The organism is Candidatus Ruthia endofausta, assembly GCF_013342985.1.
GTDB lineage: Bacteria > Pseudomonadota > Gammaproteobacteria > PS1 > Pseudothioglobaceae > Ruthia > Ruthia endofausta.
On the sequence record NZ_CP054490.1, the window covers coordinates 676,988 to 690,407 of the forward strand.

General features: G+C 36.6%; 14 protein-coding genes. 8 read left to right on the forward strand and 6 right to left on the reverse strand.

The genetic code is table 11. From position 1 onward, the window contains the following. Nucleotides 1-64 precede the first annotated feature (64 nt). From rpsT to ispD, 8 genes are all read left to right on the forward strand, one after another. Nucleotides 65-325: a 30S ribosomal protein S20 gene (rpsT, locus tag HUE58_RS03710; RefSeq protein ID WP_174605690.1), complete on the forward strand. Its 261-nt coding sequence runs from the start codon at nt 65-67 to the stop codon at nt 323-325. Between the two features lie 154 nt (nt 326-479). Further along, the gene (locus HUE58_RS03715; RefSeq protein ID WP_174605691.1) at nt 480-962 is read left to right on the forward strand and encodes a Smr/MutS family protein; all 483 of its coding nucleotides are present in this window, start codon (nt 480-482) and stop codon (nt 960-962) included. A 3-nt stretch (nt 963-965) separates the two neighbouring features. After that, nucleotides 966-2,366, forward strand: coding sequence for an exodeoxyribonuclease VII large subunit (gene xseA / locus HUE58_RS03720; protein WP_174605692.1), 1,401 nt, complete (start codon nt 966-968; stop codon nt 2,364-2,366). Further along, nucleotides 2,353-3,183 (forward strand): peptidoglycan DD-metalloendopeptidase family protein, encoded by an 831-nt coding sequence (locus HUE58_RS03725; RefSeq protein ID WP_246260728.1) that lies wholly within the window; start codon nt 2,353-2,355, stop codon nt 3,181-3,183. Before xseA ends, HUE58_RS03725 begins: the two co-directional genes overlap by 14 nt. After that, nucleotides 3,173-3,580 carry an RDD family protein gene (locus HUE58_RS03730; protein ID WP_174605694.1) on the forward strand — a complete coding sequence of 136 codons (408 nt, stop codon included), beginning with the start codon at nt 3,173-3,175 and terminating at the stop codon, nt 3,578-3,580. Before HUE58_RS03725 ends, HUE58_RS03730 begins: the two co-directional genes overlap by 11 nt. A gap of 76 nt (nt 3,581-3,656) precedes the next feature. Further along, on the forward strand, nt 3,657-3,896 hold the full coding sequence (locus HUE58_RS03735) for a hypothetical protein (RefSeq protein WP_174605695.1): 240 nt from the start codon (nt 3,657-3,659) through the stop codon (nt 3,894-3,896). Nucleotides 3,897-3,913: 17 nt separating this feature from the next. Further along, entirely contained in the window at nt 3,914-4,267 is a 354-nt protein-coding gene (locus HUE58_RS03740; protein WP_174605696.1) for an FtsB/FtsL family cell division protein, read from the forward strand. Nucleotides 4,268-4,281: 14 nt separating this feature from the next. Next, nucleotides 4,282-5,028, forward strand: a complete 747-nt coding sequence (gene ispD / locus HUE58_RS03745) for a 2-C-methyl-D-erythritol 4-phosphate cytidylyltransferase (protein ID WP_174605697.1) — start codon at nt 4,282-4,284, stop codon at nt 5,026-5,028. 568 nt (nt 5,029-5,596) lie between these two features. Here ispD and lon read toward each other — a convergent pair. The 6 genes from lon to HUE58_RS03775 all read right to left on the reverse strand — a co-directional run bounded on the left by lon (nt 5,597) and on the right by HUE58_RS03775 (nt 13,167). Next, nucleotides 5,597-7,933 (reverse strand): endopeptidase La, encoded by a 2,337-nt coding sequence (gene lon, locus HUE58_RS03750; RefSeq protein ID WP_174605698.1) that lies wholly within the window; start codon nt 7,931-7,933, stop codon nt 5,597-5,599. Next, nucleotides 7,897-9,222, reverse strand: a complete 1,326-nt coding sequence (hflX, locus tag HUE58_RS03755) for a ribosome rescue GTPase HflX (protein WP_174605699.1) — start codon at nt 9,220-9,222, stop codon at nt 7,897-7,899. The genes lon and hflX overlap by 37 nt, the downstream gene beginning before the upstream one ends. 14 nt (nt 9,223-9,236) lie before the next feature. Further along, the gene (gene clpX / locus HUE58_RS03760; protein WP_174605700.1) at nt 9,237-10,502 is read right to left on the reverse strand and encodes an ATP-dependent Clp protease ATP-binding subunit ClpX; all 1,266 of its coding nucleotides are present in this window, start codon (nt 10,500-10,502) and stop codon (nt 9,237-9,239) included. 4 nt (nt 10,503-10,506) lie between these two features. Then, nucleotides 10,507-11,103: an ATP-dependent Clp endopeptidase proteolytic subunit ClpP gene (gene clpP / locus HUE58_RS03765; RefSeq protein WP_174605701.1), complete on the reverse strand. Its 597-nt coding sequence runs from the start codon at nt 11,101-11,103 to the stop codon at nt 10,507-10,509. 4 nt (nt 11,104-11,107) lie between these two features. Further along, complete coding sequence (gene tig / locus HUE58_RS03770) at nt 11,108-12,397, reverse strand: trigger factor (protein ID WP_174605702.1); 1,290 nt, start codon at nt 12,395-12,397, stop codon at nt 11,108-11,110. A gap of 125 nt (nt 12,398-12,522) precedes the next feature. Next, on the reverse strand, nt 12,523-13,167 hold the full coding sequence (locus tag HUE58_RS03775; RefSeq protein WP_174605703.1) for a c-type cytochrome: 645 nt from the start codon (nt 13,165-13,167) through the stop codon (nt 12,523-12,525). Between the last annotated feature and the right edge of the window lie 253 nt (nt 13,168-13,420).

Genomic DNA, 13,420 nt, shown 5'->3' on the forward strand with positions numbered 1-13,420 from the left:
TATAGACTTTTGGCGTTTAAGACTTTATAATTACGTCTTTAATTATTTTTATACTTCTTTCATAATGGCTAATTCAGCAGGTTCTAGGAAACGCGCAAGACAAGCAGTTAAACGTAACAAACACAATTCAAAAATTCGCGCTAAAGTTCGTACTTTTATTAAAAAAGTTACTTATGCTTTAGAAGTAGGCGACAAAGAACAAGCACAAGGTGGTTTTACCATCATGCAAAAGATGATTGACCAAGCAGTTAACAAAGGCCTAATGCATAAAAGCCAAGCGGCTAGAAAAAAATCACGCTTAAATGCACAAATTAAGGCATTATAAAATTAGCATTTAAATTATTAAAAACTTTTTTGAGGATTTTTTGTATTACACACTTTTACAACAATTCAAGGATTTTTTTAAAAGAGCGTGGTTTTTCACTAGATTGGTTATATATACTAACCTCTCATAATCATCTATTTTCTTAAATAGCGACATGATAAGCGAGTCTGACAAAATATTATTTAGAAGTGTTGTTGAAAATAGCACCCCTGTTAATAAAGAGAAAGCCACGTTTCAAGAGCCGACCAAGAAAAAAGCCTTTAAAGCTTATATCTACATTACTCACGGCAGTTTATCTGGCTCAGATATAATCAGTTATGCTCGAAATGGGGTTTCACTAAAAATTATCAAAAAAATGAGACAAGGCAACATTAGTCGCGCACCCACCTTAGATTTACACGGCCAAACCACTATTGAAGCTTGCCAGTCATTGTCTGAGTTTATGCATTACCATCAACATCAGCGATTTATCCATATTATCCATGGCAAAGGTTACAATTCTGATCAGGGTAATAGTATTTTAAAAAGCCAAGTGGCTAGTTTTTTGCGTCAACATCCTGAAGTGTTGGCCTTTAATTCCTGCCCGCCCAAAGATGGCGGCACAGGTGCAGTATTTGCCCTCTTAAAGCAAAACTAGATCATGTTCAATATTGATGAAATTTACACCATCTCTAGTTTTTTGTCCTTGTGCAATAAAACCATTGAGAATAAGATTCCTACTTGTTGGCTACAAGGGGAAATATCCAATTTAGTACGCTCAGCATCAGGTCATTGGTATTTTTCCCTCAAAGACAGTAAAACCCAAGTGCGTTGCGCTTTATTTCGGCTCAATCAGCGCCATATTAAGTTTGACCCTGAAAATGGCATGGAGGTTTTGGTTCAAGCCGCACCTACCTTATACGAGGTACGGAGTTATTTTCAACTCATCATCCAACATCTTGAGCCCGTAGGTGTTGGTAATTTAAATCTTGCCTTTGAGCAACTAAAAAATAAACTTGCTAGCGAGGGTTTGTTTGATAATGCTCACAAAAAACCATTGCCTAATACTATTAATACTATTGGTGTTATTTCTTCATCAACAGGTGCGGTTATTCGAGATATTATTAAAGTATTGAATCACCGCTACCCCTTTGCTGATATTTTATTATTTGATTCAATAGCTCAAGGTCAAGGCTCAGTGCAAAAACTCACAAATGCTTTAAATGCAGCTGACCAATCAGGCAAGTGTGACGTTATTATTATTGCCAGAGGTGGTGGCTCATTAGAAGACTTATGGGCGTTTAATGAAGAAGTATTGGCAAGAGCAATCTTTAAAGCTAGAACGCCAATTATTAGTGCAATTGGTCATGAAACGGATACCACAATTGCTGATTTTGTTGCTGATATTCGCGCACCCACACCAAGTGCTGCTGCCATATTGGTCGTACCTGATCGGCTAGAATTACTCACCAATACGGATAAGTTATACACACAACTACATCGATCTTATCAGCAAACTTTGCATGATTATCAATCTGGCCTTAATCAGCTTAAATTGAGAATACCAAGCCCAAATAGGCAAATTGCTTTTTTTAGTCAAAAACTTGACCATACAAACATCAATCTTAACAGTCATGCAAAATCAATACTGACTTTAAATAATGCCAAACTTATTTCACTATTTTCTGCCTTAAAGCAACACTCACCTATTGAAACCATCAAACATTCTAAGGTTTTAAACCAAGTTTCTTTTACTCAGCTTAAAGATAAAATTAAACAAATAATTAACACCAATAATAATGCTCTACATTTAGCAAATGAAAAACTTCAAAAGATAATTACTACTTTGACTGATAAACAAAAAACCACATTATCTATCCAAGCCAACTCGCTTCATCACTTATCACCACTTAATACGCTTTCACGAGGTTTTAGTATTACCACTAATGCAAAAAATCAAGTATTATCCTCAACAACTAACATTAAAACCAACCAAACCATTACCACTCAATTAGCCGATGGAAAACTATATTCTAAAATTGAAAAAATTGAAAAAAATTAACGTCATCATCTTGTTATTGTTATCCAATATTGCATTGGCTAATATCGACATTGAAGACACACCCATACCTGGTGGCATTGCTGTGGTTGATTTTCAAAGTAACCATTCAAATCCAAAGGCTTTTTATGGCATTGTTCCTGTCTATATTCAGCATATCAAAGACCAATACTGGCAAGCGTTGATAGGCATACCACTACTTGCAAAAGTAGGGGAAAAATATATCACTATTAAAGATTTTTCCACCCAAAAAATCACTTTTACAGTGCATGAACATCACTATAAAGAACAGCACATCGCTCTCACTGGCAAGAAAAAAAAATACGTCAATCCAAGCCTTAAACACATGAATCGAATTAAGCGTGAACGCACTATTTTATCAAAAACTAGAAAGCTATTTTCTGAGAAATCTTTATTTAACGGTCAATTTATTCGACCTGTTAAAGGTGTTATTACTAGTCCCTTTGGGCTTAAACGCTTTTATAATGAGCAAGCACGCCGAGCACACACAGGAGTAGATTTTGCAGGCAATATAGGCACGCTAATACACGCACCAGCAGATGGCAAAGTGATACTCATAGGACATTTTTTCTTTAATGGCAATACCATATTCATTGACCACGGACAAGGGTTAATCAGTGTTTATATTCACATGAATAAACACTTAGTTAAACAAGGTCAGCTGGTTAAGAAAGGGGATAAGATTGGTACTATTGGTCAAACTGGACGTGCCACAGGCGCTCATCTACACTGGGGTATTTATCTTAATCAAACCACGATTAATCCAAATTTATTATTCGGTGTGTCTGATGAAATCTGATGTGTCTTTATTGCGTAGGCTCGGTGCTATATCGTATGATATTTTCTTAACATTTTCTTTGGTGTTCTTTGTTACTGGTGTTGTTATTATTGTTTTTTTCAAGGAAGAAGTGCCAAATGGTGATACTTTCTTTTATGTAATAACAATACCAATGACTTATCTATATTTTGCCTGGTCGTGGGTTAAAGGTAGGCAAACACTAGGTATGAAGGCTTGGAAGTTTCAAATTAAACAAATAAATAGTAATAATATTACCCACAAGCAAGCATTTATTCGACTCATTAGCGTAATATTCTCTTTTGCCTTTTTTGGCTTGGGGTTTTTATATCAACTACTTGATAAAGATAATAGAGCAATACACGACAAAATTTCCAACACCATTTTAATAAAAAATTGACTTGTATCAATATTACCAATAAAAGACCTGTGCTATAATATCACTACTTATTATTTAAAGTATTGGAAATAAGAAAATGAGTTCAACAGTTGATAACAGCGACGTAAGAGGTAATATTCTTATGCTAAGCACTTTGGTTGTAACTTTGGTATTGCCACTGGCATTAATCATCTTATCCTACATTGGGATCATCTCTGGCACGGCTGAATATGTTTCAGCATTTGCAGTTATTGCGTCTATGATTTATATTGTTGGTGGCACTATTTGGATGTTTACCCAAGATTCAAAAGATGGCGAACAACTCTCTGATGGCTAACACCATCACTTATTAACTTGAGCGTCAAAGCATTTATACAGTCTGCCAAAGGGCAGAAAAAAAAGCCAAATAATTTATTTGGCTTTTTTTATAACTATCAAATAACAATTATTCTTTTAGTGTTGTTAATCACCCTTATTCGTCAAAGCTTTTTGGTTAATAATTTTCCTTTCATACTGTATGATAAACAGAAAATCATTAACCAAAATATTTCAGTCAATCAAACACTTGATGAAAAAAATAAACAACTGTCAATTGAGCTTAAAGCTGAATCAGAAGCCAATATGGAAATTTTGGAATCTATTGCTAGATACAAATTTGGATTGCTTAAAGAGGGTGAAAGATACTATCAAATTAGCCAATCAAAATAAGCCTTAGTTAAGGAATGCCTAACCATTATTATTTAATCATTCCTGCTAGTGGTGTAGGTACACGTATGCACTCTGAAAAGGACGGTCTTGATTGGCAAGCCAAAATTCCCAAACAATATCTAAAATTAGATAACAGATTAACCATACTTGACCAAACATTAAAAACCTTACTTAGTATTGATCAAATCAAGGGTTACGTCATTGCTATTGCAAAAGAAGATCGTCTATTTGCCAAATCAACATTTAACAACCACCCCAAATTATTAACCACAGTCATCGGTGGCAAAGAGCGCATGAATTCTGTTATCAATGCGCTTAAAGAACTCATAAATTTCGCCAAAAACGATGATTGGATATTGGTTCACGACAGTGCCCGCCCCTGTGTGAAGACATCAGAAATAATCAATTTAATGAATCAACTCAAATACCACGCAACTGGTGGATTACTTGCAACTAAGGTTGTTGACACCATTAAACAAGCTAATAATAATATTGTCAACACCACCATTGACAGATCAAATCTTTGGCAAGCCCAAACGCCACAAATGTATCGCTTTGGTATATTATTAAAAGCCTTTAATACTGCCATCAAGGATGGTATTAACACCACCGATGAGGCTAGTGCCATTGAGCACTTGGGGCTTGAGTCAATTTTGGTTAAGTCTAGCAGAAGCAATATCAAAATTACCAATCCAGAAGATTTGGCACTGGCAAATTTTTACTTAACTCGGTATCAAAAAACTTTTAATCCTAGGCACTGAACACTAAAGCCGAAATCCTTACTACGCGAATTAGGAAGCACTTGAGCATTGCCACTAAATAGAAGACGGTAACTGAGCATTAACCTCAACCTCAATAGAGCTTCACAAGTACGCACCCGAGTCTCGATATAAAGAACCACCAGCGTCGCGGCGGCCCCGCTAAGTGTACCTCGAATCATTGCCAGTAGTAACCGCATGTTTCATATTTTCAGCAGTCTAGGTTTGGCTGTCAATGGTGACAATACTGCAAGTAATACCACCTGCGACCAGAACCAAACTGATTAAAAAACTCATTGGCTTTGTCATTCATCAAGTTTTCGGCTTTATTAATGGCTTAAATCACTAGCATTGTCTGAGTTTGTAGAGCCTAGGGCGTTGCGTAGTGTGCTACCCTCTTCTTTGAGTAAGGTGGTTGTTTTGGGGTTTTTTTTGTTAACAACGGTTTAACTGTACTTAGTGTTTAAATCTAGGTAAGTGGGTTTATCGAAAGTATCAGTGGTTTGTGCACCAATGAAAAATGAAAGACTAAAAAGAGTGCTCATTGAGTGCTCTTTTTATAAATTAAATATTATTTTTCTAAAGCAATATCCAGCACTTCATCAATCCATTTCACTTGAATAACCTTAAGGTTGCCTTTGATTTTTTCAGGTACTTCGGACAATTCACGCTCGTTATCATCAGGGATAATCACCGTTTTAATACCACCACGCAGTGCGGCTAACATTTTCTCCTTTAGTCCACCAATTGGGGTGACTTCACCTCGAAGAGTAATCTCGCCTGTCATAGCAACATCGGCTTTAACTTTTCTACCTGTGAGTACTGATACCAGTGCCGTAGTCATCGCTGCACCTGCACTAGGTCCATCTTTTGGTGTTGCGCCATCAGGCACATGAATATGGATATCCAGTTTCTCGTCAAAATTCTCATCAATACCAAATTTCTTGGCTCTGCTTTTAACCACAGATTTTGCTGCTTGGATTGATTCTTGCATGACATTACCTAACTGACCTGTGTAGTTAAGCTTGCCCTTGCCTTTATAAGCAGTGGCTTCAATGGTGAATAAATCCCCACCTACCGAAGTCCAAGCAAGTCCTGTTACTTCGCCCACTTGATTATTTTGTTCAGCCAGTCCAAAACGAAATTTCCTCACGCCTAAATATTTCGCTAAACTCTTGACATCAATATTGGCTTTGGTTTTACGTTTTTTTAACACCACTTCTTTAACCACCTTTCGACAAATGGTGCTAATCCTCCTACTCAAACTGCGCACACCTGCTTCACGCGTGTAATAACGAATAATATCTAAAATAGCACCATCTTGAAACTTAATTTCACTGTCCTTAATGCCATTGCCATCCATTGCCTTTTTAATTAAATGGCGCTTAGCAATTTCAACTTTTTCATCTTCGGTATAGCCAGACAATTCAATAATTTCCATTCTGTCTAAAAGTGGCTGTGGCAAATCAAGTGAGTTAGCAGTTGCTACAAACATGACTTGTGATAAGTCATAATCGACTTCTAAATAATGGTCATTAAAAGTGTGATTTTGCTCTGGATCTAACACTTCTAACATCGCCGAAGAAGGATCGCTACGATAGTCACTTGCCATTTTTTCAATTTCATCTAACAAGAAAAGTGGATTTTTAACCTTCGCTTTTTGCATTTTTTGTATGATTGAGCCTGGCATGGCACCAATATAAGTACGCCTATGGCCACGAATTTCTGCCTCATCTCGAACACCGCCAAGTGCCATGCGAACGTATTTACGATTAACTGCTCCAGCAATAGATTCACCTAAAGAGGTTTTACCCACACCTGGAGGACCCACCAAGCACAAAATATTAGCCTTGTTATGAGTCATACGTGTTTGTACTGCTAAATGCTCTAAGATGCGCTCTTTAACTTTGTTCAAGCCATAATGGTCATCATCAAGAATTTTTTGCGCCTTATTAAGGTCTTTGTTAATAACGGTTTTCTTTTTCCATGGTGTATCACACAAGTTTTCAATATAAGTGCGAATAATAGAGGCATCAGATGAGTGTGATGACATCCGCGAAAGTTTTTTTAACTCGCTTTGTGCTTTTTCCTTAGCCTCTTTTGACATCTTAGCCTTGTTAATACTGGCTTGCAATTCCTCAATTTCATTTTCATCTTCAGCCTGACCCAGTTCTTTTTGAATGGACTTCATTTGTTCATTCAAATAATAATCACGTTGATTGGATTCCATTTGCTTACGAACGCGTGATTGAATTTTCTTCTCAGTACCTAATACATCAATCTCGCCTTGAATGACCGATAAGATTTTATTAAGCCTATCTTGGGCATTATCATCACCTAACAAGGCTTGTTTTTCAGACACCTTAAGGTTTAGATTGGCAATAATCACATCACTAAAACGCTCAACATCGCTCACTTTTTGTAACACCTTGAGTACCTCTTCTGGCACTCTTTTATTTAACTTAATATAATTCTCGAAACCATCTAACGCCAAGCGCATCATTGCTTTTATTTCAGTATCATTATTTGACTTTAAGCTAAATTCACTTAAACTCACCTCAGAAAAACCATCAACTTGTACAATTTGTTCAATCTTAGCACGCCTGACTCCTTCAACTAAAATCTTGATGGTGCCATCGGGTAATTTTAATATTTGTAGAATAATCGCTAACGTGCCTACTTGATGCAAATCATCATTCAAAGGCTCTTCTACTTTATCATCTTTTTGAGTCACTAAAAAAATGTATTTATTGGTACCCATTGCTTGAGTAATCGCATTAACAGAGGTTTTTCTGCCAACAAATAATGGCATAACGGTATGAGGGAAAACCACCACATCTCTTAAGGGCAATAATGGAATATTACCTTTGCTTAAATCAATTTGTTCGTTGGTGAGCTCTGTTCCCATAGCAATGTAACGCCTTTGAAGTTTAGTAATCTAGATAGATAGTGCTTAGTAACAAAAATTTCAAGTAGCCAAGCCCCAGAATCATCCACTTTTTCATGATAAATATGTCCAATATCATGAATATTACTACGAATATAGGCACTATTAACATTCAAGTGAATCTTTGCACGAGTCATCATGCCACTAACCTGTTCGGCTAGGGCTTGATAAAGAAAATCAACACCTTTTCCTGTTTGTGCTGAAAGCCAAACTCGATAAATATGTCCATGTTCATCACAATCTATGCGTGGTGCAAAATTATCCAAACAATCAATTTTGTTCATCACCAATATACTTGGGATGTTGTTTGCACCAATTTCAAAAATAATGTCTTCAACTTGGGCAATTTTCTCAATATTGTATTCATCAGCCGCGTCAACAATGTGCAATAAAACATTAGCACGCTTAGTTTCCTCTAATGTGGATTTAAACGCATCAATAAGGTCATGAGGCAAGTCTTGAATAAAACCTACGGTATCAGCAATCATTGCCTCCCCAGACGCAGGCAATATCACACGTCTAATGGTTAAATCAAGGGTTGCAAAAAGCTGATCATTGGCAAATACTTGCGCATTGGTTAGGGTATTAAACAAAGTTGATTTACCTGCATTGGTATAACCCGCTAAAGCAATCATGGGTAATTCATTTTTAGTGCGTGATTTTCTACCCAAATCACGTTGCTTGTGCACTTTATCTAATCGCTTGGTAATATTTTTAATGCGCACAGCAATCAATCGCTTATCAGTTTCTAGCTGAGTTTCGCCAGGACCACGCAGCCCAATACCGCCTTTTTGACGTTCAAGATGCGTCCAGCCACGAACCAAGCGTGTTGATAAATGCCTAAGTTGTGCCAATTCTACTTGCAACTTACCTTCAAAGGAGCTGGCACGCAAGGCAAAAATATCTAAAATTAGTCCTGTTCTATCCATCACTTGGCAATTTAGAGATTTTTCTAAATTGCGTTCTTGCGAAGGTGATAATTCAGAAGAAAAAATCACCAAATCCAATGCCAAATCCTCTACCATTATTGCAATCTCTTCAACCTTACCTGTGCCAATAAAAAACCGAGCTAAGGCTGAATTGCGACTTACTTTAATGGTTTTAACAATATCCAGACCTGATGACTTAGCCAGTTCTTTAAATTCAGCTTGGGCATTGTGCGATTGTCTATTACTTAGTAATTCAACATACACCAAAAGTGTTCTTTCGCCTTTACCAACGACGCCTTTTTGTTGTTCAAATAATGCCAATTAAAGCCTTCGTGTTAGCCAACTTTTTTGAACTTGTTGGGAGGTTTTTGGGATTGATAAATAATCAATGGTGCTTTTTTCTTCTCCACCACTGCTTTGTCAATAATCACTTCTGTAACATCTTTAAGAGATGGTAATTCAAACATCGTATCTAATAACAAATCTTCTAAAATAGAACGCAAGCCTCTAGCCCCTGTTTTTCGTTTAATGGCCAATTTTGCAATTGCCAGTAAGGATGGCTTTCTAAAAATAAGTCTAACACCTTCCATGGAAAATATTTCTTGGAACTGCTTAGTCACTGAATTTTTAGGCTGCGTTAAAATTTGCACCAAGGCAGTTTCGTCCAATTCACCTAGTGCTGTTTGTACTGGCAAACGACCAACAAGCTCTGGAATTAAGCCAAATTTAATTAAATCTTCTGGTTGAATCAGTGCAAATAAATCGCTCAATGTTTTTTCTTCTTTTTGGTCTTTTACATTTGCAGAAAAACCAATGCCTGTTACTTTTTCAACACGTCTATTAATAATTTTATCCAAACCATCAAAAGCACCGCCACAAATAAATAAAATCTTCGAAGTATCCACATCAATAGTTTCTTGATTAGGGTGCTTGCGGCCACCTTGAGGTGGCACACTTGCCACAGTGCCTTCAATCAGCTTAAGCATGGCTTGCTGTACACCCTCGCCTGAGACGTCACGAGTAATAGAAGGTGAGTCAGAACGACGAGAAATTTTATCAATTTCATCAATAAAAATAATGCCGCGTTGAGCGCGTTTTAGATCAAAATCACATTTTGATAATAAATTTTTAATCACATTTTCAACATCATCACCCACATAACCCGCCTCAGTTAATGTCGTTGCATCAGCCACTGTGAAAGGAACATCTAAGATACGTGCTAATGTTTGTGCTAATAGCGTCTTACCTGAGCCTGTAGGTCCAACCATTAAAATATTGGACTTATCCAATTCTACTTTATTAGATACATAACCGCTTCGAAGACGTTTGTAATGATTGCAAACTGCAACAGATAGTACTTTCTTGGCATGGTCTTGACCAATCACATAATCATTTAGAAAGTTGTTTAACTGTTTGGGTGTGTAATTCCAATCCTTAAACTCATTAACCTCTTCTTGTGATGCTTGTTCTTCAATTAAATCATGGCACGATTCAATACATTCATTGCAAATATAAATACCAGGGCCTTTAATTAAACGTTCAATCTCAGATTTACCTTTGCCACAAAATGAACAAACCAATTCTTGATTATCGTCTTTCATAAATTTAACGTTTTGTCAATACTTTGTCAATTAAGCCGTATTTAGCGGCCTCATCTGCTGACATAAAATTATCTCTATCGGTGTCCTTTTGGATGGTTTTAATCGTTTGACCCGTATGGAGTTTTAAAATTTGATTGAGTTTTTCTCTCACTTTTAAAATTTCTTGTGCATGGATATCAATATCGCTCGCCTGACCAGAAAACCCGCCCAAAGGCTGATGAATCATACACCGAACATTAGGCAGTGCAAAACGCTTACCTTTAGCCCCTGCTGTTAATAGCAAAGCACCCATACTTGCCGCCTGACCAATACACAAAGTAGACACATCAGGTTTGATAAATTGCATGGTGTCATAAATCGCCAAACCAGCAGAAACTAACCCACCAGGAGAGTTAATATATAAGTGAATATCTTTATCAGAATTTTCTGATTCTAAAAAAAGTAATTGCGCCACAATCACATTTGCCATGTAGTCTTCAACGGGGCCCACTAAAAAAATAATACGTTCTTTTAAAAGACGTGAATAAATATCATAAGCTCTTTCACCTCGAGCAGATTGCTCCACTACCATCGGGATTTGATTTAAATTTTCAATATCCATTTAACTACTGTGTAATTTCTTGAAATTTTTTCTGCTTGAAAGTTACTTTGGCCTTGTCTAAGATTAAATCTTGTACCATTTTTTCGACCACTAATAACTCAATACTTGATTTTCTCCTTGGGTTTTGATTGTAAAAATCAATCATTTTCTGAGTGTCTTCACCATATGTCTGAGACATTTCTTGTAATTTTGCATCAATTTGTTTCATGCTGGCACTTAATTTATTATCACTAGAAATTTGATTAACCAACAAACCTAATTTAACACGACGTTGCGCTTCATCATTAAAGGCAGAAGCAAATATCTCGTCTTGTGCTGACAAACCTTGCTGTTGCATACGCTCTTTCATCTCTTTAAGTAAGTTTTGCGCTTCATTGTCGATGCTAGACTGTGGCACGTCAAATTGATTAGCTTCAGAAAGTGCGTCAAAAATAGCATTTTTATTTAAATGACCAATACGGCCATCAATTTCGACCTTCATTTGCGCTTTCATACTCACTTTTAAAGCCTCCATGTCTTTTTCGCCAAACTTTTTAGCAAATACTTCATCTAATTTTGGCTCTTTGGGCGAGGCCACTTCATTAATATTGATCTTAAAAGTAACGGCTTTGCCTGCTAATTTATCCATATGATAATCTTTAGGGAATGTCAAATTTAATACCAGTTCACTGCTAGGAGTTGCATCCATTAAACCTTCTTCAAAGCCTTTAATCATTGAACCTTTGCCAAGTACTATTTTGGAGCCTTTGGCTTCACCACCCTCAAAGGTTTCTCCATCAATCAAGCCTTTAAAGTCAATTGATAATCTATCGCCCGTTTTAGAGTTGCGTTTAACGGCTTTATACTCAGTTAATTGTTCTTTTAATCCATCCAGTGTTTTTTGCTCGTCAGCTTTGGTAATCTCTACTTTGGTTTGTCCAATAGCAAGTTCTGAAAAATCAGCTACTTTAATCTCAGGAAACACTTCAAACTCCACCGTATAAGAAAAAATTTTCTCATCTTCTGAGTCAACTTTGCTAATAACTGGCTGTGCAACAGGCGTTGCTTTGACTTGTGTCAATGCATTAGTTAAGGTTTCGTTCACAATCTCATTAATGGCATCTGAACTGGCATTACCACCAAAACGCTTACGCACAACAGAAACGGGAACTTTACCTTTTCTAAAGCCGTCAATATTCACTTGCGATGCCATTTTTTGTAAAATTTTATCCGTTTTTTGGTTAAAAGTATCAATAGGCAAGTCTACTGTTAACAATCTGGCTAGACCTTCTAATGTTTCTAGTGAAGTTTTCATTGCGTTCAAATCCATTTTTATACTTGAAAAGAAGAACCAATTATACCTAAAACACGGGTAATAAAAAAGGTAGTATAACTACCTCTTAATGTTAATTAAAGCTTGTCCCAGCCTTGACTCATCTTTTAATTTTGCAACCCAGCAATATATTGAGAAACTGCCTCAATCTCTTTATTACTTAAATATTTGGTGATGTTTCTCATCATCCCTTCATAGTCATTATTACGCTCAGCCGCATTGGTATCCATTTGTACATTATGCGCATCTTGGCGAAAAGCGATGAGTTGTTTGGTTATATAAGCCGCATGCTGAGAGACTAAAGCTGGAAACTTAGCAGAAGGAATGCCAGTTCCTATAGGGCCATGACAGGCAATACAAGCCGTTACACCTTTCTCTTTATTACCACCTCTATAAAGCCGCTCACCCAAAGCAATATTGGCATTTTTACTGGCAACACCTTGAGTGATGGTTTGCTTGGAAAAATAAGCAGCTAAATTCTCCATATCGCTCTCAGTTAATGGTGCAACCGTGCCTTTCATAATCGCATCTTGACGAACGTTTGATTTAAAATCTTGCAACTGTTTTAGTAAATAGCCTTCGCCCTGTCCAGCTAATTTAGGAAATGTAGCCACTACCGAATTACCCTGAACACCGTGACAAGCAACACAAGTTACCGCAGTAACTTTGCCTTTGACAACATCGCCAGATGCAAAAACATTGATTGAAGTAAAAGCGATTGCAATAATAAAAATTGAGGCTAATTTATTCATAATATATGCGTTTTTTTGAAAACAAATAAGTCAACATTATACATTAATTCTGGTCTATTAAAATAGTGAAATAAAGAGTGGTTTTTATTGTTTGGATAAATAATCAGCAATTGATTGTTCATGACCAACAACCATTGGCGCCATTGCATTCATAGTTGGGTCTTTACGTGCGCCTAAAATAGTATTTAGCGTTATCATGACCATGTATAGTGTAGTATTTTTTTTTCATTATTATGTTGTTTAAAAAAATCCC

What these genes read in the sequence shown, in the direction of transcription:
- HUE58_RS03730 (WP_174605694.1), top strand. Translation starts at nt 3,173, where the DNA reads ATGAAATCTGATGTGTCTTTATTGCGTAGGCTCGGTGCTATATCGTAT.
- clpP (WP_174605701.1), bottom strand. Translation starts at nt 11,103, where the DNA reads ATGGATATTGAAAATTTAAATCAAATCCCGATGGTAGTGGAGCAATCT.
- HUE58_RS03775 (WP_174605703.1), bottom strand. Translation starts at nt 13,167, where the DNA reads ATGAATAAATTAGCCTCAATTTTTATTATTGCAATCGCTTTTACTTCA.
- lon (WP_174605698.1), bottom strand. Translation starts at nt 7,933, where the DNA reads ATGGGAACAGAGCTCACCAACGAACAAATTGATTTAAGCAAAGGTAAT.
- xseA (WP_174605692.1), top strand. Translation starts at nt 966, where the DNA reads ATGTTCAATATTGATGAAATTTACACCATCTCTAGTTTTTTGTCCTTG.
- HUE58_RS03715 (WP_174605691.1), top strand. Translation starts at nt 480, where the DNA reads ATGATAAGCGAGTCTGACAAAATATTATTTAGAAGTGTTGTTGAAAAT.
- HUE58_RS03735 (WP_174605695.1), top strand. Translation starts at nt 3,657, where the DNA reads ATGAGTTCAACAGTTGATAACAGCGACGTAAGAGGTAATATTCTTATG.
- rpsT (WP_174605690.1), top strand. Translation starts at nt 65, where the DNA reads ATGGCTAATTCAGCAGGTTCTAGGAAACGCGCAAGACAAGCAGTTAAA.
- tig (WP_174605702.1), bottom strand. Translation starts at nt 12,397, where the DNA reads ATGAAAACTTCACTAGAAACATTAGAAGGTCTAGCCAGATTGTTAACA.
- clpX (WP_174605700.1), bottom strand. Translation starts at nt 10,502, where the DNA reads ATGAAAGACGATAATCAAGAATTGGTTTGTTCATTTTGTGGCAAAGGT.
- ispD (WP_174605697.1), top strand. Translation starts at nt 4,282, where the DNA reads ATGCCTAACCATTATTATTTAATCATTCCTGCTAGTGGTGTAGGTACA.